Below are 20,593 nucleotides of genomic sequence, written 5' to 3' on the forward strand. Positions count from 1 at the left end.
AGGCGCACGGGGCGGTGCCGGCCGACGGTCACCGGCTGCGATATGCGGCGGCCCCCTGCCGGTACCGCTCCTTCTCCTCGGCGAAGTCAGGGACGTCGGCGCGGCCGCGGTCGCCCGGCCCGAGGAGTTGCTTCAGTGCCGCCGCGCCGTCACCGGCCGCGGCGGCGCGCGGCAGCATGGTCCGCTCATAGGCGGTGACGGCCTCGTCGAGGGTGTCGTGGCGGGCGAGGGCCAGCGCGAGTTCGCAGCCGTCGAGCAGGGCGAAGTTGGCGCCGTTGCCGCCCAAGGGAGTCATCAGATGGGCGGCGTCCCCGAGCAGGGTGACGCCCGGGGTGTGGGGCCAGGTGTGCGGGGCCGGGAGGACGAACAGCGGCCGGTTGACGTACGGGCCGTCGTTGTCGGTGATCAGGACGAGGAGCCGCTCGTCCCAGCCGGCGAACGCCCGGAGCAGCGCGGCGCGTACGGCCTCGGTGTCGTCGAGGCCGACGCCGGCGGCGGGGTACCCGTCCTCGTCGTCACGGAGGGCGATGTAGGCGCGCACATGCTGGTCGCTGTTGCGCTGCGCGATCAGACCCTTGTGGTCGCCGGTGGCGAAGACCTGCCCGTCGCCTACGAGTTCGGCGACGGCGGGGTGCTCGGTGTCGACCTTGTCGAAGCGGGCCTCCAGGAAGGTCACGCCGGTATGGACGGGCGTGGCGGCACTGACCAGCGGCCGCACCCGGGACCAGGCACCGTCCGCACCGATGACCAGGTCGACGTCCCTGGTGACGCCGTTGTCGAAGGTGAGGCGGTGCGTACCGGCCGGGTGTGGGGTGACGGAGGTGAGGGTGTGGCCCCACCGGACGGTGCCGGGGGTGAGGGAGTTCGCCAGCAGGGTGCGCAGCCGGCCGCGGTCGATCTCGGGGGCGGCGTCCTCCTCGTCGGTGGGGCGGTAGTCGACGAGGACCTCGCCATGGCGGCTGAGCATGCGCATGGCCTGCCCCTCGGTCCGGGCCAGGGCGTGGAAGTCGTCGAGAAGTCCGGCTTCCTGCAGGGCGATCTGGCCGGAGTCCGCGTGCAGGTCCAGGGTGCCGCCCTGGTCGCGGGCGTCGGCGGAGGCGTCCCGGTCGTAGACGGTGACGCCGATGCCGTGGCGCTGCAGGACGCGGGCGCAGGTCAGTCCGCCGGGGCCGGCGCCGATAACGGCGATCCGCGGTGCGGGGGTGGTGGGCATGGGTGATTCCTCTTCCTGGTCAGGTGGGGCGAGCGGGCCCACGCCGGCCCATCGGACCGGTCCGGTCCCGGTCGGCAACAGGCAGGAGGCATCGCTCAGTTCACCGGTGCGGTGAAACCGGAGCCGGTCGGGGCTCGTCCTCCGCTCCCGGCACTCCCAGAAGAGCACACCGATTAAAAAAGTGCAACGAGTCAACTTTTTCAATGAGTCAACAAGAGGGTAGGGTGAAGTCGTGAGTGAGACGACAGAGCCCATGGGCCGCCGAGAGCGCAAGAAGGCCGCCACCCGCCAGGCGCTGGCCGACGCGGCCCTGCGGCTGTTCCTCGAACGCGGCTACGACCAGGTCAGCATCAGGGACATCGCCGAAGCCGCCGATGTCTCCACCACGACCCTCTTCAAGCACTTCCCCGGCAAGGAAGCCCTGGTCTTCGACGCGGACAGCGACCACGAGGCCGCCCTGGTCGCCGCCGTCCGCGAGCGCCCGGACGGCCGGTCCCTCCCCGCCGCCCTGCGTGACCACATTCTGCGCAGCCATCTCGAGACCCTCGCCGACCCCGCGTTCGCCCGGTTCAGAGAACTCGTCACGAGCACACCGGCACTCCGCGACTACGGCCACCGCATGTGGATGCGGCACGAAACGGCCCTCGCGCAGGCCATCGCCGCCGACATCGGTGCCCCCGAGGACGATCCGGCCTGCGCCGCACTCGCGCACTTCGCCCTCGAAGCATCCGCCCTCGCCCGGGACCAGGACGATCCCCGCGCGGCCGTCGACGCCGCCTTCGACCTCCTGGAACGCGGCTGGCACCCACCCACGCGGCGCCCTGCCCGGGGACCGCGGCAGGGCACTGTCTGAGCGTCAGCCGACGGGCCCGGCAGGCTCCTGGCCGAGGAATTCCGCGACGGTCCGGGTGAAGCGGCGGGGATCGTCGAGCCAGGGATAGTGACCGGCGCCCGGCTGCACGGCGAGTTCGGCCCGGGGCAACAGCTTCGCGATGTCCGCGGCGATACGGGGAAGCGGGCCGCTGTCGACCTCACCGGCGAGCAGCAGGACCCGTGCGTCCAGGCCCGCAAGGGCGGCGCGGGCCGCGTCCGGGGCGAAGGCGCCGGAGGACGCATACATCCCGGCGGCCTCGTCGTGGGTCTGTGCCACCTCGTATGCGGCGTGCGCCTGCGCGGCCGCGTCCCAACGGCCGTAGAAGAAGGGGGCGATGGCGTCCCAGTCGGCATCGGCCTCGGAACCGGCCCAGACCCTTTCGTAGGCGTCGTACGCGGCTCCGAACCATGGCTCGGCGGTGCGCAGGGCGGCCGCCTCCCGGCGGTGTGCCTCGGTGAAGTCGACGCCGACGGCGCGAGCGCGCGCGGTGATGAGAGTGAGGGTGCGGATGCGGCGCGGATGCCGGGCCGCGTAGAGAAGGGCGAGATCGCCGGCCGCCGAGTGCGCGAGGAGGTCGATACGGTCCAGCCCGAGGTGCTCACGGAGCGCTTCGACATCGGCGACCTGCCGGTCGCAGCGGTAGGTGGCGGGGTCGGCGGGCGTGCCGGAGTCGCCGGTGCCGCGCAGATCGAGCTTGATCAGCCGGCGCCGCTCCGACAGTCCGCCGAGATCGCCGAGGTAGCCGGAGGCCCGCATGGGCCCGCCGGGCAGGCAGAGCAGCGGCTCGCCCTCACCCACGACGTGATAGGCAAGTGCGGTCCCGTCCGGAGCGGCGAAGGCAGGCATGGCCTCATCCTCATCGCCGTGTCTCGATCACGGCAAGCCGTTTGCCTCCTGGCCGGCCAAGTGCCCGGGGAAGCGGCCGGGTTGGACCGGCGGAGGATCGCGACCGGACGGTCAGGGAAGCCTCAACTGCAATTGCCGTCCGGCCCGTTGTGCCCTCGACCGCTCGGCAGCCACTCGCCCGGGCCGGCGTCGGCGGGGCCTCCATGCGCACGTACCCGGCGGGCGCCGGGCAGGGATCGCCCTCCCCGCACGCTCCGCCGCGCGCTCACCGGTCCGCGGCGAGGCCCACGTCGGTGGGGGACACCGCAGGCGGCCAGGCGGGCCAGCCATGGATGGGCGGCACCGCAATCGCCCGCCACCACGGATAGACGGCCGCCGGCTCGGCGGGCTCGAAGGGCTCGCCGGGTCTGGGGTGGGCCGTGGTGACCCCGGATGTGCGGCCGGCGGCCAGCGTCCGTTCGGCGGGCTCGGCCCATGGGTGCGGTGCGAGGTTGAATGTGCCCCAATGGATCGGCAGCAGCACACCGCGCGGCTCGCCGCCCTGCAGGTCGAGGTGGGAGCGGACGCCCTCTTCCGGGGTCATGTGGATGTCCGGCCAGAAGTCGCTGTACGCGCCGATCTGGATCATCGTCGCATCGAACGGGCCGTGTGCCGCGGCGATCTCCGCGAAGCCGGAGAAGTAGCCGGTGTCGCCGCTGTGGAAGATCCGGTGCTCGGGTCCCGCGACCACCCAGGAGGCCCACAGGGTGTGCTGCGGGCCGCGCAGCCCGCGGCCGCAGAAGTGCTGTGCGGGGGTGGCCGTGAGGGTCAGCCCGCCGACCCGGGTGGACTCGTGCCAGTCGAGCTCGGTGATCCGGTCCGCGGGCACACCCCAGAATTCCAGGTCGGCGCCGACCCCGAGCGGTACGACGAAGGCCGCGCCGGTGCCGGCCAGGCCCTGGACCGTCGACATGTCGAGATGGTCGTAATGGTCGTGCGAGATCACCACGGCATCGACCGGGTCCAGCTCGTCCAGTGCGAGGGGTACCGGGTGCAACCGCTGGGGGCCGATCCAGGTGAACGGCGAACAGCGCTCGCCCCAGACCGGGTCGAACAGCACCCGCTGCCCGTCCATCTCGGCGAGCACGCTCGAATGACCCATCCAGGTGAGCCGCAGCCCGGAAGCGGGCGGCCGGCCCCAGTCCGCGGCGGTCGGGCGGTACACCGGAATCCGGCCGACCGGTGCCCGGCGCAGCCGCCCCTCCCGGCTCAGCTGGGTGCGCGCCATCGGCAGCGCGGAGCCATGGAGCAGCTGCCTGGTCGGCACGGGATTGCGGAACTGGCCGTCCACGAACTGGGGCGACCTGCGCATCCTGGCCAGCCGCTCCCCGGTGGGTTCGATACCGAAGCTCGCGGGCCGCAGCGCGGAGAGTCGAGTGCGGCGGGGTCGGGAACCGGTCACGGCACCTCCATGGTCGGGGCGGTCGCGAAGTGAACGGGCCGCATGAGCGGTGGGTTCCGGCACACCGCGCCACTCGGCGCCGTCGTACGGTTTCCGCACCACGACCACCCGGACTCAACACCATCACCCGCAGAAGCAAACCGCGCGACCGCCCGTCGCATTCCTGACGCGGGGTGTGACCTTTCCCGTGCCTGCCGGGGGTGTCTCCCGGCAGGCACGGGACGCGTCCATTGCGGTGAACGCGAGCCGGCGGTGGGGGCGCGCGCGGTGGCCGGGCCGCTCGCCACAGACGCCCGCGCGCCCGGAGGTCGCCGGTGCGGTCCGCACTCCCTCACGAGGTGATCCGGGTCAGACCGCTTCGATGGCCGCGGGCGGGCCGGGCAGACCGGGGCGGCGCGGCAGGAAGACGGTGCGCAGGAAGATCTGCGGGGCGACGAGACGGGTCGGGGGCGCGGTGAGCGAGAAGACGTCCCGGAAGGCCTCGCCGACGACGGGGTCGATGGCGGCGCGGGCGGACAGCCGGTCGATGTACCACGTGGACAGCCGCTCCCCGACGCCCGCCCTGGTGTCCTCGGGGCTCGCGTACGGGCGGTCCGCGCCGACCGCGGCGAGCCAGGCGGGCTCCACGGAGCGGGCCACCGCCCGCTGCGCCTCGGCGGTGATGCCGGGGCGCAGACCGCCGCCGTCCGCGAGCGTGGTGCGTACGGCCAGCGCGCCGAGGGCGGCGACCGACATGCCCTGCCCGTACACGGGGTTGAAGGTGCACCCGGCGTCCCCCAGGACGAGGAACCCCTCGGGCAGGGCACCGGGCCGTTCGAAGTGCCGGCGGCGGTTGCAGGTGTCGCGGAAGCCGTGCACCGGCGACAGCGGCTCGGCCCGGTCGAGCAGTTCATGGACGTACGGGTCGCCGATCGTGGCACTGAAGGCGGTGAACTCCGCCGCGTCCGTGGGCGGGTGGTGCCCGCGCACACCGGACAGCGTCAGCAGCCACTTGCCGTCCTCGACGGGGACGTATGCCGCGCCCCGCGGGCACTCGGGCCAGCCCGGGACATTGACGCCCGCGTCCGGTGCCGTGGCCGGGTCCTTGGGGCGGTACATCCGGGTGGCGTAGGCGATCCCCGCGTCCACGGTCTCCTCCTGCGGCGCGGACCGGCCCAGCTCGGTGAACCACTGCGGGGCGCGGGATCCGCGGCCCGAGGCGTCCACGACGAGCGCGGCCGGCAGCTCCCGCTCGGACCGCCCGCCCGGCGCACCGTCCCGCGACCGCACCCTGACCCCGGTCACCCGCCCGGCGTCCCCGGTCAGCCCGGTGGCCTCGGTCGCCTCAAGAACCTCGACCCGGGTGGCAGAACCAGCCACCGCCCGCAGCACCCGCTCCCGTACGACCGAGTCGAGCACGGGCCGGGTGACGCTCAGGGTCAGATGCCGGCGCTCGTCGAAGCGGCGCTGCCAGCCGGTGGGGGTGCGGGTGAGCAGATCGCGCGACAGATACAGGCGGCGTGCCCCCGCTTCGCCGAGGGCGGCGACCGTGCCGGGCAGCAGCTCCTCCAGAGCGAGACTGCCGCCGCTGAGGAGGATGTGCAGATGGCGGGCCTGCGGGACGCCCTTGCGGAAGGCGCGCCCCTCCGGATAGCGGTCGCGCTCGATCACGGTGACCGTATCGACGTGCCCGATCAGGGCGGTGACGGCCAGCATCCCGGCGAGTCCGCCACCGATCACGATCGCGGTGTGCCCGCCATTGGAGTGCTCTGCCACCGTTGCCTCGCTCCCCCGACGGCGTGGTCCGACCGCCGTACGGCCCACTCGTTGCTGTCCCCGGACCTGCTCGCCCTGCCCGGTACCTGAGCACCGTCCGCGGAATCCGATCGCCGTCGGCCACAGACTTCAGTGCCCCCGGCAGCCGTGTCAACGGCCCGTTCCGCCAACGGTCCTCGGTGTGCGCGTTCGTTCCCACCGGTCATCCGCCGTCGCCCGCTCATCATCGGCCACTGATCACGGGCCTGCTCACGGGCCTGCTCACGGGCCCGGCTCTCGCGCGTCCTTTCCTCCCTCGTGTCACCGGATTCCCTGACATCCCGTCATGGGACGAGCCTGCGTCTAGACTCCCGGCAGCGGATGCACCTCGTCCGCAAACGGTCCCACCAGCAAGGGATTCGTCTCATCAGCAAGGGATTCAGGGACGCTTGTGACATTCCAGCAGGTTTCTGAGCCGTATGACGCCTATGACGTCCTCGTCGTCGGCGGGTCGGGCGTGGACACTCTCGTGCAGGTCGGCGCGCTGCCCGTACCGCTCGCCGATTCCTACCCGGTCCCACCTCTGCACGAAGGGGCGGGGCACACCGGCACCGGTGTCGCGCTCGGCTGCGCGGCACTCGGGCTCACCACCGGGTTCGTGGATTTCCTCGGCGACGATCATCCGGGCACGCTGGTCCGCGAGCGGCTGGCCGGTACCGGCGTCGACTTCCGGCCACTGATCTCACCGCACGGCACCCGGCGCGCGGTCAATCTCGTCGCCCCCGACGGCCGCCGGATGTCGTTCTACGACGCCCGCGACCCGGTCGATCTGCGGATGCCGCCCGAGCACTATCTGCCCCCGCTGCGCCGCGCCCGCCACGTCCATCTGTCGATCATGCACTTCGCCCGTTTCCTGTACGACGACATCGAGGCGCTGGGCATCCCCGTCTCCACGGATCTGCAGGACTGGGACGGACTGACGGACCATCACCGGGAGTTCGCGCTCCGCTCCGACCTGGTGTTCCTCAGTACGGCCGGGGCCGGGGAGCGGATCGGGTCCGTGATGCGGGAGATCCTGCACGAGGGCCGCGCCGAGGCGGTGATCGCCACGGCCGGGGCGGGCGGCGCCTACCTCCTCAGCGCCGACGACCGCACCCCACGCCCGGTGCCGGCCGCGGTCCCGCCCGGCCCCGTCGTGGACAGCAATGGCGCGGGCGACGCCTTCACCAGCGGATTCCTCTACGGCAGGCTGGCGGGCCGGAGTCTGGAGGAGTGTGCGCGCCTGGGCGCCGTCGCGGGGGCGTACGCCTGTACCTCGCGGGGCACCCACACCGCCCTCGTCGGACCGCAGGAACTGCACGCGGCCCTCGGCGCGAAGGCGCCGGCGACCGTCACCACGTCACCGGCCGGTGACGGGCCCAGGCTCCCGGGCCCGCCGGATGCTCAGGTGTCCCGTACGGGGGCATAGGGCATCTCGTCCGGCCGACGGAGCGCGGACCGGTCGGGAGCCCCGGCCGGTCAGTTCTTGCGGCCCACTCCGCCGTAGAAAATGGTGTTGTTGAGCTCCTCCGCGCCGGGCACCCGGCCGTCCGGCCGCCACAGCGGTACCCGTACGACGCCCGGCTCCAGCAGGGCGAACGGGCCGAACAGCGGCTCGACCTCGGCCTTCGACCGCAGATTGAGGGTGGCAGTGGCGCTCTTGTAGACGTTCACCACGCCGTCGCGCGCCTGCACGTCCGTGCGGCCCGCCTCATAGGCCTCGTAGGGCTCACCGGTCGCATGCGTCAGGACGAGATGGCTGCCCGCGGGGAGCGCATCGGCGAGGGTGGCGATGAGCGCGGCGGGGTCCTCGTCGTCCCGGATGAAGTGGAGTACGGCCACCAGCAGCAGCGCCACCGGCCGGTCGAAGTCGATCAGCTCCCGGACGGTGGGGTGGTCCAGCAGCGCCTTGGGGTCACGGACGTCGCCGAGCACGAATCCGGTGCGTTCGGTGTTGGTCAGCCGGGCCCCGGCGTGGGTGGCGACGATCGGGTCGTTGTCGACGTAGACCACGCGGGTGTCGGGAGCGGTCTCTTGGGCCACCTCATGGGTGTTGGGCGAGGTGGGGATGCCGGTGCCGATGTCGATGATCTGGCGGATACCGCCGGCGACCAGCTCGCGCACCGCCCGCCGCAGGAAGGCGCGGTTGGCGCGGGCGCTCAGCCGTACCTGGGGGTGGACCTCGATGACGCGTTCCGCGGCCACCCGGTCGACCTCGTAGTTGTCCCAGCCGCCGAGGTAGTAGTCGTACATCCGGGCGGGGTGCGGCCGGCTGGTGTCGATCTCCTCGGCGGAGAAGCCCGAGTGCTCCGGCCCCTGGACGTAGGGTCCGATGTCCGGGACCTCGCCGTCCGGCGCTCCCTGGGATATGCCCTGTCCGCTCATGCCGTCCTCCGTTCGGTGCGCCGGCCCGGGGCCGCCGCGAGCAGGAAGTCGGCGTGGCCGGCCTTCGCTCCCTCGATGAAGCTCACCATTTCGCGGTGGGTGTAGATCAGGGCCGGGCCGTCCGGGTCGGTCGACTGCCGCAGCGCTATCCGGCCGTCCCCCAGCCGCATGGCCTCGACGCACTCGCCGCCGTTTCCGCCGCTCCACGGCTTGTGCCAGCCCTCAGTGCCCAGTTCTTTGGCGGGCATGCCGTTGTAGATGCGTATGCGATCCATGGTTCAGATCTCCTTGCGAAAGCCACCCAGAATGGCCTCGGTGGTGTGTGCCGGCGCGGCCTGTGCACACATCCGGTCCAGGGCCTCCAGGAACTGCGAGACGTCGTTGCGCTGGTCGAAGTACACGGCTCCGACGAGGCTTTCCGCGTAAGCGATGTCCGGGAGTTCCGGGATCGGGAAGCGGAAGATGTGAAAGGGGCCGTACATGGCGGGGTGCGGGCCCGCGGCGAACGGCATGATCTGCAGCCGGACGTTCGGCAGCGCGGTGGCCTCCATCAGCCGGGAGACCTGGTCGCGCATCACCTTCGGCCCGCCGATCGGGCGCCGCAGCACGGTTTCGTCCATGACCACCCACAGCATCGGTGCGCGGTCACGGGTCAGCAGGGACTGCCGCTCCATGCGCAGCGCGACGATGCGGTCGATGTCCTTGGCGGAGGCGTGCGGCATGCCGGCCTTCAGGACGGCCGCGGCATAGTCCTCCGTCTGCAACAGCCCGGGGATGTAGTGCGGTTGGTAGGCCCGGATGAGATTGGCTTCGCTCTCCAGGCTGACGAATGCACTGAACCACTCGGGCAGCACATCGCGGAACCGGTGCCACCAGCCAGGCTTGTTGGCCTCACGGGCGAGGGAGACAAAGCCCTCGATCTCCTCCTCGTCGGTGACGCCATAGGTCGCCAGCAGTTTCTCGACATAGGGGAGCTTGAGGCCGACCTCGGCCTTTTCCATGCGCCGTATCGTGGCGTGGGTCACATCGAGGGCCGCGGCGGCCTGCTCGAAGGAGAGGCCCGCTTTCTCGCGCAGGTCCTGCAGTCGCTTGCCGAGCACCACCCGTAGGACGGTTGGTGCACCTGCCGACCGTGGGTCCGCCACGTCCGATCGCCTCCAACTGACTTCAATTGTCAGCAGTGTGTCATGCCGTCAGCACGAACGAACAGACTGCACTTACGATTCTGCAAATTACAGACTGATCCTTGCCATCGGTGACCAACATCGCACATAGTTACGGCGTGGCTTCCTCCAACAACGCTCCTTCGTTAGGGCGCTGTGGCGGCTTTGTCGCCCAGTACCCGCAGGACGCGTTCCACTTGCCGGCGCGACGCACGTCCGTTCCCGAGGCGCGCAGACGCGTCAGTGCGCTGCTGTGCGAGTGGGGCGCGGATCAACAAGTCCGCGATGACGTGGAGTTGGTGGTCTCCGAGCTGTTCACCAACGCGGTGCGGCACACCGACAGCGAGAAGGTCGGCTGCGAGCTCGCCCTCTTCGGCGCGCACATACGCATAGAGATCACGGACCAGGGCGGCCCGGCGGACTCGGCGCCGCACATCCAGCCCGGCAGCGTGGACCAGGAGTGCGGACGAGGGCTGTTCCTCGTCGGCGCACTGTCCGAGAGCTGGGGGTCGCGGCCCACCGACAGCGGTCAGGGCCGGGTGGTCTGGGCAGACCTGCCGTACTCCTCCCTCGCACACTGAGGCCCCGCTCCGCATCCGCGGCAACGGGGCCTCAGTCATGCCAAGGGCCCTGCCGGCCCGCGGGCTGCCCTACAGCGGCAGCAGATCGGGCCGCTTGGGCTCGACATGGTCGCCGGAGGACTCCCCGCGCAGCCGGCGTCCGATCCACGGCACGAGATGCTCCCGCGCCCACTGGATGTTGTCCCGCCGCGCCTCGGCGGCCGAACGCTCCGCCTCCGGGGGCCAGGGCTGGTCCGGATCGGCCGGCACCCGCAGCCCGAGCACCTGTGCCGCGCGCAGCGCCACCCGGGTGTGCCCGTCGGCGGACAGATGCAGCCGGTCATCGCTCCACGCCCGCCGGTCCTGCACCGACTTGAGCGACCACAGGTCCAGGACCGGGCAGTCGTGCCGGTCCGCGATGGCCCGGACATGCGCCGTGTACGTCGCGATCTTGCCGCGCAGATGCTTGAGGACCGGGACACCGCGGGTGTCGAAGCCGGTGCAGAGCAGCACCGCGCCGACGGCCTCCCGCAGATCGGCGACGGCCGCCTCGTAGCGCTCGGCGACCGCGTCCGGGTCCGAGCCCGGCCGCAGGATGTCATTGCCGCCGGCGCAGAACGTCACCAGCGCAGGGGCGAGGGCTTTCGCCCGGGGCACCTGCTCCTCCACGATCTGGTCGAGGAGCCGCCCCCTGACCGCGAGGTTCGCGTAGCGGAAGTCCCCCTCCGCCTGTTGGTCCGAGAGCAGGACCGCGAGCCGGTCCGCCCAACCGATGTACGCCCCGTCAGGGCCGGGATCCCCGACCCCCTCTGTGAAGCTGTCCCCGACGGCTGCGTACGACTCGATGGCGCCAGGGGCGCCGTTGCTGAAGTACTTCGAATCGTCTGCCACGTCAGGACATACTTCACCTCAAGAAGTGACTTACGCCACCGTAACCAGGGGTTGACGAGAGGTGATTAATGCCACCAGGTCAAATTCTGCTCAAGTCGGAATAATGTTCGACCGCAGCCTGCTCCGCCGTGCACTGCGGTGCGTATGACGACGCCCCCGTTGCGGCCTGATTGTCTATTGCATCAATGTCGTATCGTCGGAGGTGCCCCGCCTCGCCGACGAGCAGCGTCGGCGGCCGAACCCGAGGAGCGCGCCCGTGACGCAGCAGACGCCGCAGGTCCCACAGGCCCAGCCCGAGCTCACGGAGGTCCGGAACTTCCGCGATGTGGGCGGTCTGCCGACCGTGGACGGGCGTCACGTACGGGAGGGCAGGCTGTTCCGCAGTGGCCATCTCGCCCATGCGACCGAGACCGACGCCGCATTTCTGGCCGGCCTCGGGCTGCACACCATCTTCGATTTCCGCAATGCCTCGGACATCAAGCTGGAAGGCCCCGATGTCGCGCTGCCGGGCGTGCGCAATGTGAACATTCCGCTCACCGACCCGGCCGACGGCGCGGAATTCTGGACGATGGTGCGCGACGGTGAGCTGGAGCAGCTGCGCTCCGCGCTCGGCGACGGCAAGGCCGCGGCCCGTATGGCCGCGACCTACCGCCACATCATCACTACCCGCACCGAAGACCACAGCAGGGTGCTGCATGCGCTCGCCGAGGACAGCGTCCCGGCGCTGATGCACTGTGCGGCCGGCAAGGACCGGGCGGGCCTGTCCGTCGCCGTGACCCTGCTCGCGGTCGGGGTGGAGCGGGACGCCATCGAGGCGGACTACCTCAAGTCCAACGATCCGCACCGCCGCTACAAGATCCGCCGCTCCGACAACTCCGCGGTCGGGATGTCGCAGGAGGTCATGGAGCTGCTCTCCCCGCTGTTCGGGGCGCACACCGACTACCTCACGGCCGCCTACGACGCGATCGAGCGGACCTGGGGCTCGACGGAGAAGTACCTCGCCGACGGCCTGGGGCTGACGCCCGCCGTCCGCGAGCGGCTGCGGGACCAGCTGCTGACGGACTGACAACCGCGGCCCCGGCTCACGGGGTGGCCACCCACCCGGCGACCAGCACCAGCCCGGACGCCCGGTGCACCGCGAGGAAGCCGAAGGGCCGGTCGTAGCGGGCCGAGATCCGCAGCGCCTGGTACGGCGGGGGCGGTGGCACGGACCCCGCGGCGGCCGGCATGACCGTGACCGCGGCCGCCCGGAAGCCCAGTGCGCCGAAGGTCGCGGTCGCCGTCTGCCGGGCGGCCGACACCGCCAGCGGCTGGTCGCTCATACCGGGGAGGTGTCCGCGGGAGGTGTCGGTGGCGGTGGTGAGCCCGAAGAGGTCCGCCCGCTCCAGCAGATCGTGGTCGGCGTCGACGGTGAACCGCGGGGTGGTGAGATCGAACAGCGGGACGCCGTCGTAGCTCGGCACGGTCGTCACCCGCAGCCCCGGCCCGGCGCCCTCGGTCAGCGCCGCGCCGGACACCGTCGGGTAGCCGCCGCCCAGCGCCGCGACACCGTGGTGCAGCACCTCGCCACCCGGCAGGTCCGGCTCGCCGAGCAGCAGATGGACATCGAGTCCGTTGTCGCCCGCGACCCGCACCGCGGTCAGCGGACCGGCCGGTGTGCCGTGCACCCGCACCTGCTCCACGTCCGGCCCGGAGCGGCTCAGCACCCGCAACTCCCGCCCTGCCCAGGGCCCTTCGGCCATCGGGGCCGGGAACTCGTCGAACGGCTCCGTCCAGGTCGTGCGCACCAGCAGCGCACTGGCCAGTACGAGCAGGGTGTCGGGGGCGAGCCGTACCGGCATCCGCTCGATCAGACCGTCGGTGTGCCCCCGCGCCCAGGCGTCCAGCGCGTCCTGGTCCGCGGTCGCGTCCCCGGTGAGCTCCCCGTGCGCGGCGGGCGGCAGGCCGGCCAGCCACTCGGGGTGCAGGGTCAGTGTGCGGCGGGCCCACAGCCCCACCGCGGCATCGACACCGTCCGCCGCCGCCAGCGCGGCCAGCAGCTCACGGCCTTCGCGTACGGCGTGCCGTGCATCGGTGCCGAGCGCTTCGGCCAGCTCCTTGCGGGCGGGGCCGCCGGCCGGTCCGGCGAGCAGGGCCAGCAGCGGCCAGACACCGGCCGCGGTCAGCACACTGTCCCGCTCCCCCACCGTCTCGCGCGCCCAGCGGGCCGTCATGTCGTTGACGGCCCGCGCCGTCGCCGCGGCCACCATGGCATTCCCCCCAGCGTCGTCAGCGGTTGGCGACCGCCTGCTTGACCAGCGTCCGCCCGAAGTCCCACATCAGTCCGCCGCCCCCGTGGGCGTCGTCCATGACGGCCGTGAACGCCTCGACGAAACGGTCCACTTCCCGCTCGCCGATGACCAGCGGCGGAATCAGCTTAATGACCTCCAGATGGTCACCGGAGACCTGGGTCAGGATGCGGTGGCGCTGCAGCAGCGGCACCACGACCATCTGCGCGAACAGCCCCTTACGGGCCGTCTGCAGCATCGTCCAACGGCTCCGCAGACCGAGGGACTTGGGGCGGCCGAACTCGATGCCGATCATCAGGCCGCGGCCCCGTACGTCGTGCAGCAGCTCGTATGCGGGGATCAGCTCCGCCAGCCGGGAGCGCAGCAGCTCACCGGTGCGCCGGGCGCCGGCCACGAGCTGCTCGTCCTCCAGCACCGAGAGCACCGCCAGACCGGCGGCCATCGCCTGGGCGTTGGCGCCGAAGCTGGCGGAGTGCACCAGCACCCGGTCCATGGACGAGTAGACCTTCTTGAAGATCCAGTCCTTGCCGAGGGTCGCCCCGACCGGCACATATCCGCCGGACAGCGCCTTGGCCACGCACACCAGATCCGGTTCGACACCGTCCTCGTGCTGATAGGCGAAGAAGTCGCCGGTGCGGCCCAGGCCGGTCTGCACCTCATCGGCGATCAGCAGGGCCTTGTGACGGTGCAGCAGTTCCTGTGCGGCGCGCAGAAATCCGGGCGGGGCAGGGTGTACGCCCTTGCCCTGGATGGGCTCGACCACGAATCCGGCCACATCGCCGCGCTTCAACTCCCGTTCCAGCGCGGCCAGATCACCCAGTTCGATGGCCGTGTCCGGGAGCAGCGGGGCGAAGCCGTCCCGGAAACCGTCCTCGCCGTTGACGGAGAGCGAGCCGGTGGTCAGGCCGTGGAAGGCATGGGTGCAGTAGAGGATGCGGGGCCGGCCGGTGGCGTAGCGGGCGAACTTCAGGGCGGTCTCGACGGCCTCGGTGCCGCTGTTGCCGAAGAAGACCCGGTCGAGATGGGGCGTGTGGGACAGCAGCTTCTCGGCGAGCAGACCGGGCAGCGGCTGGCAGTCGAAGCGGGTGAGATCGGCCAGTTGGGCGTCCAGGACGTCGTGCAGCGCCTGCCGGACGACGGGGTGGTGCCGGCCGAGGCCCATCACCCCGAAGCCCGCGAGCATGTCCAGGTAGTCCTGGCCGTCGGCGTCCCAGAAGTAGGCGCCCTCCGCCCGCTCGTAGACCTTGTCGAAGCCGATGGTGTGCAGCATCCGCGGCAGTTGGTGGTTGAGATGGCGGGAGTGCAGGGCGTAGCGCTCACCCCCGCGTGCGGCGAGCAGCTCGGTCAGGTCAAATCCGGTCACGTCTGCTTCTCCTTACGGGCCATCGCACCGCTGATCCGGCCGGCGATCTCGGTCGGGGTGAGGCCGAGGTCGGCCAGCAGCTCACCACGCCTGGCGTGCGCCAGAAACCGCTCGGGGATGCCGAAGGTGCGCAGCGGCACCTCCACATCGGCGTCCCGCAGCGCCTGGCCGACGGCCCAGCCGATGCCCCCGTTGACGCTGTTGTCCTCGACGACGGCCACCATGGCGTGCTCGGCCGCGAGTTGCGGGATGACGGCGTCGACCGGCTTGACCCACCGCGGGTCGACGACGGTGGTGTGCACACCGCGCGCCGCGAGCAGCTCGGCGACCCGCAGACAGACCGGGGCCATCACCCCGACGGCGACCAGCAGGACGTCCGGCTGCGGCCCCCGGTGGAGCACATCGACACCACCGATCCGGTCCACGGCCGGGACCGGTCCGGCCACCGGCTCCTCGGGGAAGCGGAGGACGGTCGGTGCGTCGGCGATGTCCAGCGCCTCGCGCAGCTGGGCGCGGAGCCGGCCGGCGTCGCGCGGGGCGGCGATCCGCAGGCCCGGCACGACGCCGAGCACCGACAGGTCCCACATGCCGTGCTGCGAGGCCCCGTCGGTGCCGGTGATACCGGCCCGGTCCAGGACGAAGGTCACCCCGCACCGGTGCAGGGCGACATCCATCAGGACCTGGTCGAAGGCGCGGTTGAGGAAGGTGGCACGGACGGCGACGACCGGGTGCAGACCCCCGGTGGCCAGTCCCGCCGCCGACACGGCCGCATGCTGTTCGGCGCTGCCCACGTCCCACACCCGGCCGGGATAGGCCTCGGCGAACTTCTTGAGCCCGACCGGCTCCGGCGTCGCCGTCGTGAGCGCGACGACGTCCTCGCGCTCGGCACCGATACGGACCATCTCGTCGCCGAAGACCGACGCCCAGGAAGGGGCACCGGGCGGCGTGACCGGCGCGCAGGTCTGGGGGCGCCTGCCTGGGTTGGCCGGGGAAGGGTCCATCACATCGACGGTGTGGAAGTGGTCCGCCTCGCCCTCCGGGGCGGGCGGCCGGCCGCGGCCCTTCTCGGTGAGGCAGTGCACCAGCACCGGCCCGTGGAAGCCCGCCGCGCGGCGCAGCGCGGACTGGACGGCCGCGAGGTCATGGCCGTCGACCGGTCCGACGTACTTCAGCCCCAGGTCCTCGAACATGCCCTGGGGCGCGAAGGTGTCCTTGAAGCCCTTCTTCGCACCGTGCAGCGACCCGTAGAGCGGCTGTCCGACGACCGGGGTGCGCTGCAGCACGTCCTTGCCCCAGGCCAGGAACTTCTCGTAGCCGTCGGTGGTGCGCAGGGTGGCGAGGTGGGTGGCGAGCCCGCCGAGGGTGGGGGCGTCCGTGCGTTCGTTGTCGTTGACGACGATGATCAGTGGGCGGTCCTTGGCGGCGGCGATGTTGTTGAGCGCCTCCCAGGCCATCCCGCCGGTCAGCGCGCCGTCGCCGATGACGGCCACCACATGGCCGCCCTGGCCGCGCAGCTGCTGGGCCTTGGCCAGACCGTCGGCCCAGCCCAGCACCGTCGAGGCATGGCCGTTCTCGATGACGTCGTGCACGGACTCGGCGCGCGACGGATAGCCGGACAGCCCGCCCTTGGCCCGGAGCTTGGAGAAGTCCTGACGTCCGGTCAGCAGCTTGTGCACATACGACTGGTGGCCGGTGTCCCACAGGATGCGGTCGGCGGGCGAGTCGAAGACGCGGTGCAGGGCGATGGTCAGCTCGACCACGCCCAGGTTGGGCCCCAGAAGACCGCCGGTGCGGGGCACGGCCCGTACGAGGAAGTGCCGGATCTCCGCGGCGAGTTCGGCCAGCCGCTCCTCGGGGAGCGCCTTGAGGTCCTGTGGCTCCCGGATGTGCTCCAGCATCGTCATGTCCGGTCCCCCTCTCCTGGTTCAGCGGACGGTGACCGGTCCGGTCCGGCTCCTGCGCCGTACGACGCAGGAGCCGGACCGGGCCGGGACGCCGGGGAGCCGTGGCGACGGGCTCCCCTTGCTCAACGGGTCATCCGCGGTTTCCCGCGACGGTGTCCCTGGCCGCCCTGAGGGACTCCTTCAGCGAGCCCATGGTGGCGAGGACGGCGGTCGGCTCGTAGCCGCAGTGCGCCATGCAGTTGGCGCAGCGCGGGTCCTTGCCGCGGCCGTACTTCTCCCAGTCGGTCTCGTCGATGAGCTCCCGGTACGTCGGGACGTACCCGTCGCTCATGAGGTAGCAGGGGCGCTGCCAGCCGAAGAGCGAGTAGTTGGGGATCGCCCAGGCCGTGCACGGGAAGTCCGCCTTGCCCTCCAGGAAGTCCAGGAAGAGCGGACTGTGGTTGAGCCGCCAGCGACGCCGGTTGCCGCCGGCGAAGGCCTTCTTGAACAGCTCCCGGGTCTGTTCGACGCCGAGGAAATGCTCCTGGTCGGGTGCCTTCTCGTAGGCGTAGGCGGGCGACAGCATCATTTCGTCGACCTGCAGATCGTCATTGAGGAAATTGAGGACCTCGATGATGGTCTGCGGGGTGTCGGTGTTGAAGAAAGTGGAGTTGGTGGTGACCCGGAATCCGCGCCGCTTGGCTTCCTTGATCGCCGCCACCGCCTCGTCGAAAACACCTTCCTTGGCGACGGATTCATCATGGCGTTCCCGCATTCCGTCGATGTGCACCGCGAAGGCGAAATACCGGGAGGGGGTGAACTTCTCCAGCTTCTTGCGCAACAGCATCGCGTTGGTGCACAGGAAGACATACTTCCGCTTCGCCACCAACTGCCGCACGATCTCGTCGATCTGTGGGTGCATCAAGGGCTCACCACCGGCGATGGAGACCATCGGAGCGCCCGACTCCAGCACCGCCCCGACCGCCTGCGCCACCGGCATGCGCTGCTTGAGCACGCCCGCCGGATGCTGGATCTTCCCGCAGCCCTCGCATTTCAGATTGCAGGCGAAGAGCGGTTCCAGCTCGACAATGAGCGGGAACTTCTCCCGCCGCCGGATCACCTTCTGTTCAAAGAGATAGGTACCGACCCGGATGGACTGACGGAGCGGCATGGCCATCTGGCTCACCTCCAGGGGAGCAGCAAAGAACGGTGCCATTCGTGGAAAACGGGTACTACGGAGCGCAGCACCCGGAAGGCCGATATTCCACCGCGGACGGTGCCGATGCGTACGAGTTCATGTTCTGGAGCGTCCACGACCACCCGGACGGCCGCAACCGGACGGCGGCCGGCGCGCTGCGCGGCACGCAGGGTGGCGGCGGACTCCATGTCCACCGCGACCGCACCGGCGGCATGCAGCTCGGCCCGCTCCGCGCCGCGTACGACATGGTCGGAGCCGCACAGCAGCCCGCTGTGCACGGTCAGACCGCGCTCTCGCAGGGCCCGGAGCAGCGGGCCGTTGTCACGGCAGGGCGTCTCCGGCGCGGCGGGCTGGTGGCCGCGGGTGGCCTCGGCGACGACCACGTCCCCGGGGCGCATCCCGGGGGCGAGGCCGGCGCAGAAGCCACTGGCGACCACCGGGGAACGTTCGGTGACCGAACCCTCACTCAGCGCTTCGGTGAGGGTGCGTTCGGCCGCCTGGGGGCCCATGCCGGTGCGGAGCGTGACCACCCGCGGGCCGGCTCCGCCCGCCGCCGCTCCCCCGCGGCCCCGGCCGCGCAGCGCGAACCGCTCGATGCCGAGCGCGCAGGCGATCAGCAGCGGCGGTTCCGCGTCCGTCGGGGGCCGTCGCGACATCAGGCCCCCACCGGGGCGCCGGCCGGTCCCCCGTTGAGGTAGCGGCCCAGGGCCGTCAGCGGGAAGACCTGGCGGTACAGGTGATAGTTGATGGAGAAGTCCCAGGGGAAGCCCGTACCGGTGAAGTACGGCTCGTCCCAGGACCCGTCCTCGCGCTGGGTCGCGGTCAGCCAGTGCACACCGCGCCGCACCGCCTCGCTGCCCCGCTCCCCGGCCGCGAGCAGCGCCATCAGCGCCCAGGCGGTCTGCGAGGCGGTCGAGGCGCCGCGCCCCGCCCACTTCTCCTTGTCCTGGTAGGACCGCTGGTCCTCGCCCCAGCCGCCGTCGTCGTTCTGCACCCGCTCCAGCCAGCGCACGGCCCGGCGGACAGCGGGGTGCGAGGCAGGCACACCGGCCGCGGCGAGCGCGGGGAGCACCGAGCCCGTGCCGTAGAGGTAGTTGGTGCCCCAGCGGCCGAACCAGGCACCGCTGGACTCCTGCTCGGCCAGCAGCCAGGCGATACCGCGGCGGGTGCGCGGGTCATGGGTGCGGCCGACGTCGGCCAGCATCTCGACGACATGGGCGGTGACATCGGCCGACGGCGGGTCGATGACCTCCCCGAAGTCACAGAACGGCAGCCGGTTGGGGAACGGGCTGGTGTTGTCGACGTCGAAGGCGCCCCAGGCCCCGTTTTTGGACTGCATCCCGAGGTTCCAGCGCACCGCGCGGCGTACCGCGGCCTCGACCCGCAGCGGATCGGGGTGCTGGACCCGGCGCAGCGCGAGCACCACCTCCGCGGTGTCGTCGATGTCCGGGTAGTTGTCGTTCTCGAACTCGAAGCCCCAGCCCCCGGACGGGAGTTGGGGCCTTTTGACGCTCCAGTCGCCGGGCCGGTCGATCTGCTCGGCGAGCATCCATTCGGCGGCCTTGACCAGCTGCGGATGGTCGGCGGGCAGTCCGGCGTCGGCCAGCGCGATGGTCGCCAGGCAGGTGTCCCAGACCGGGGACTGGCAGGCCTCGATCATCCGTGTGGGGGCACCTCCCGGGCCGTCAGGCCCAGGGGGACCGTCCTCGCGCCAGACGGCGAACCGGTCGAGGGAGGCCAGACCGGTGCGCAGCACGGGGTGGTCGAGGTCGTAGCCGCAGAGGTGCAGGGCGATGATCGAGTAGACCGCGGGGGGCTGGATACCGCCCCAGCAGCCGTCGTTCTCCTGCCGTTCGATGATCCAGCGGGCGGCGGAGCGCATCGCGGCGGCGCGCAGCTTGCGGAAGGCGACCTTGTGGTAGAGGTGCAGCGCCTTGTCGAGACGCTGGAACACCCCGTCCCAGCTGGTGGCGGGGGCGAGCGGCCGCGGCGGGTTGGGGCGGCGTGGATCGGTGTGCAGCTCGTCGAGGGCGAACGGCGCCGGGCGGACCGGGCGCTTGGCCGAGACGATGGTCAGCGGCACGATGGTCTGCCGCGCCCAGCACCCGAAGTCATAGATGTTGAGCGGGAACCACTTGGGGAAGTAGAGGAGTTCCGGCGGCAGTTCGGGCAGGTCGTCCCACTTCCACCAGCCGAAGAGCGCCAGCCAGATGCGGGTGAAGACCCGGGCCGCGGCGATCCCGCCCTGCCCGCGGACCCAGGCGGCGGCCTTGGCCATGTGCGGTGCGTCCGGGGCGTCACCGGCGAGCCGCAGGGCGACATAGGCCTCGATGGTGGCGGAGAGTTCGCCGGGCCCGCCGTAGAAGGTGGCCCAGGTACCGTCCGCGCACTGCTCACTGCGGATGTGCCGGGCGGCGGCTGCGGTGAGCTCGGGGTCCTGGATACCGAGGAACTGACGGAGCAGCAGGTCTTCGGCGTCCATCGTGACGTTGGTCTCGAGGTCGCCCTTCCACCAACCGGCGGGGTCCTGGACGGACAGCAGGTAGTCGGTGGCGCGTGCGGTCGCGCGGCGGGCGGCGTCCACCGTGTCCTGCCGTACGGCGGTCCGCGTGGCCGCGGGTGGTGCGGTGTTCTCAGCGGTGGCATCGCTGGCCGAGGGGGCCCGGGGCGGCAGCGCCCCGGTGCTTCCGTCGGTCGTCGCTGTCATGGCTTCCC

Annotated in this window: 18 protein-coding genes; 4 read left to right on the top strand and 14 right to left on the bottom strand. The window is 71.5% G+C overall.

From position 1 onward, the window contains the following. Positions 1-28: 28 nt before the first annotated feature. A complete protein-coding gene (locus tag SLV14N_RS06105; RefSeq protein WP_263268468.1) occupies positions 29-1,213 on the bottom strand; it encodes an NAD(P)/FAD-dependent oxidoreductase in 1,185 nt (394 codons plus the stop codon). Between the two features lie 253 nt (positions 1,214-1,466). Here SLV14N_RS06105 and SLV14N_RS06110 point away from each other — a divergent pair, with 253 nt between their 5' ends. Next, positions 1,467-2,066 carry a TetR/AcrR family transcriptional regulator gene (locus SLV14N_RS06110; protein WP_263273035.1) on the top strand — a complete coding sequence of 200 codons (600 nt, stop codon included), beginning with the start codon at positions 1,467-1,469 and terminating at the stop codon, positions 2,064-2,066. A 3-nt stretch (positions 2,067-2,069) separates the two neighbouring features. Here the strand turns inward: SLV14N_RS06110 and SLV14N_RS06115 are convergent, their stop codons facing one another. The 3 genes from SLV14N_RS06115 to SLV14N_RS06125 form a co-directional block, all read right to left on the bottom strand. Further along, a complete protein-coding gene (locus SLV14N_RS06115) occupies positions 2,070-2,933 on the bottom strand; it encodes an alpha/beta fold hydrolase (protein ID WP_263268469.1) in 864 nt (287 codons plus the stop codon). A 265-nt stretch (positions 2,934-3,198) separates the two neighbouring features. Next, a complete protein-coding gene (locus SLV14N_RS06120) occupies positions 3,199-4,374 on the bottom strand; it encodes an MBL fold metallo-hydrolase (RefSeq protein WP_263268471.1) in 1,176 nt (391 codons plus the stop codon). A 348-nt stretch (positions 4,375-4,722) separates the two neighbouring features. Continuing rightward, positions 4,723-6,129, bottom strand: a complete 1,407-nt coding sequence (locus SLV14N_RS06125) for an NAD(P)/FAD-dependent oxidoreductase (RefSeq protein WP_263268473.1) — start codon at positions 6,127-6,129, stop codon at positions 4,723-4,725. Positions 6,130-6,559: 430 nt separating this feature from the next. Between SLV14N_RS06125 and SLV14N_RS06130 the strand changes: the two genes are divergently transcribed. Continuing rightward, complete coding sequence (locus tag SLV14N_RS06130; RefSeq protein WP_208680105.1) at positions 6,560-7,576, top strand: carbohydrate kinase family protein; 1,017 nt, start codon at positions 6,560-6,562, stop codon at positions 7,574-7,576. A 50-nt stretch (positions 7,577-7,626) separates the two neighbouring features. On the opposite strand, the gene SLV14N_RS06135 is transcribed toward SLV14N_RS06130, so the two are convergent. From SLV14N_RS06135 to SLV14N_RS06145, 3 genes are read right to left on the bottom strand one after another with little or no spacing between them, the layout of a single operon-like run. Next, positions 7,627-8,532 carry an SAM-dependent methyltransferase gene (locus SLV14N_RS06135; protein ID WP_208680106.1) on the bottom strand — a complete coding sequence of 302 codons (906 nt, stop codon included), beginning with the start codon at positions 8,530-8,532 and terminating at the stop codon, positions 7,627-7,629. After that, on the bottom strand, positions 8,529-8,807 hold the full coding sequence (locus tag SLV14N_RS06140) for a DUF397 domain-containing protein (protein ID WP_018088387.1): 279 nt from the start codon (positions 8,805-8,807) through the stop codon (positions 8,529-8,531). The genes SLV14N_RS06135 and SLV14N_RS06140 overlap by 4 nt, the downstream gene beginning before the upstream one ends. 3 nt (positions 8,808-8,810) lie before the next feature. After that, a complete protein-coding gene (locus SLV14N_RS06145) occupies positions 8,811-9,677 on the bottom strand; it encodes a helix-turn-helix transcriptional regulator (protein WP_208680107.1) in 867 nt (288 codons plus the stop codon). Between the two features lie 137 nt (positions 9,678-9,814). Here SLV14N_RS06145 and SLV14N_RS06150 point away from each other — a divergent pair, with 137 nt between their 5' ends. Next, positions 9,815-10,276 carry an ATP-binding protein gene (locus tag SLV14N_RS06150; RefSeq protein ID WP_259670150.1) on the top strand — a complete coding sequence of 154 codons (462 nt, stop codon included), beginning with the start codon at positions 9,815-9,817 and terminating at the stop codon, positions 10,274-10,276. A gap of 69 nt (positions 10,277-10,345) precedes the next feature. Here SLV14N_RS06150 and SLV14N_RS06155 read toward each other — a convergent pair whose 3' ends face one another. Further along, a complete protein-coding gene (locus tag SLV14N_RS06155; protein WP_208680108.1) occupies positions 10,346-11,146 on the bottom strand; it encodes an SGNH/GDSL hydrolase family protein in 801 nt (266 codons plus the stop codon). Positions 11,147-11,402: 256 nt separating this feature from the next. Between SLV14N_RS06155 and SLV14N_RS06160 the strand changes: the two genes are divergently transcribed. Beyond that, a complete protein-coding gene (locus SLV14N_RS06160) occupies positions 11,403-12,212 on the top strand; it encodes a tyrosine-protein phosphatase (RefSeq protein ID WP_263268476.1) in 810 nt (269 codons plus the stop codon). A gap of 16 nt (positions 12,213-12,228) precedes the next feature. Here the strand turns inward: SLV14N_RS06160 and SLV14N_RS06165 are convergent, their stop codons facing one another. From SLV14N_RS06165 to shc, 6 genes are all read right to left on the bottom strand, one after another. Continuing rightward, a complete protein-coding gene (locus SLV14N_RS06165; RefSeq protein ID WP_263268478.1) occupies positions 12,229-13,395 on the bottom strand; it encodes a serpin family protein in 1,167 nt (388 codons plus the stop codon). Positions 13,396-13,414: 19 nt separating this feature from the next. Beyond that, on the bottom strand, positions 13,415-14,797 hold the full coding sequence (locus SLV14N_RS06170) for an aspartate aminotransferase family protein (RefSeq protein WP_263268480.1): 1,383 nt from the start codon (positions 14,795-14,797) through the stop codon (positions 13,415-13,417). Further along, entirely contained in the window at positions 14,794-16,701 is a 1,908-nt protein-coding gene (dxs, locus tag SLV14N_RS06175; protein ID WP_263268482.1) for a 1-deoxy-D-xylulose-5-phosphate synthase, read from the bottom strand. Before dxs ends, SLV14N_RS06170 begins: the two co-directional genes overlap by 4 nt. Positions 16,702-16,831: 130 nt before the next feature. Beyond that, positions 16,832-17,857 carry an adenosyl-hopene transferase HpnH gene (gene hpnH, locus SLV14N_RS06180; protein ID WP_208680112.1) on the bottom strand — a complete coding sequence of 342 codons (1,026 nt, stop codon included), beginning with the start codon at positions 17,855-17,857 and terminating at the stop codon, positions 16,832-16,834. A gap of 5 nt (positions 17,858-17,862) precedes the next feature. Further along, positions 17,863-18,534 carry a 1-hydroxy-2-methyl-2-butenyl 4-diphosphate reductase gene (locus tag SLV14N_RS06185; RefSeq protein ID WP_208680113.1) on the bottom strand — a complete coding sequence of 224 codons (672 nt, stop codon included), beginning with the start codon at positions 18,532-18,534 and terminating at the stop codon, positions 17,863-17,865. After that, complete coding sequence (gene shc, locus SLV14N_RS06190) at positions 18,534-20,585, bottom strand: squalene--hopene cyclase (protein WP_208680114.1); 2,052 nt, start codon at positions 20,583-20,585, stop codon at positions 18,534-18,536. The genes SLV14N_RS06185 and shc overlap by 1 nt, the downstream gene beginning before the upstream one ends. Positions 20,586-20,593 lie beyond the last annotated feature (8 nt).

Source organism: Streptomyces sp. Je 1-4 4N24 (assembly GCF_026239515.1).
Classification (GTDB): domain Bacteria; phylum Actinomycetota; class Actinomycetes; order Streptomycetales; family Streptomycetaceae; genus Streptomyces; species Streptomyces nigrescens.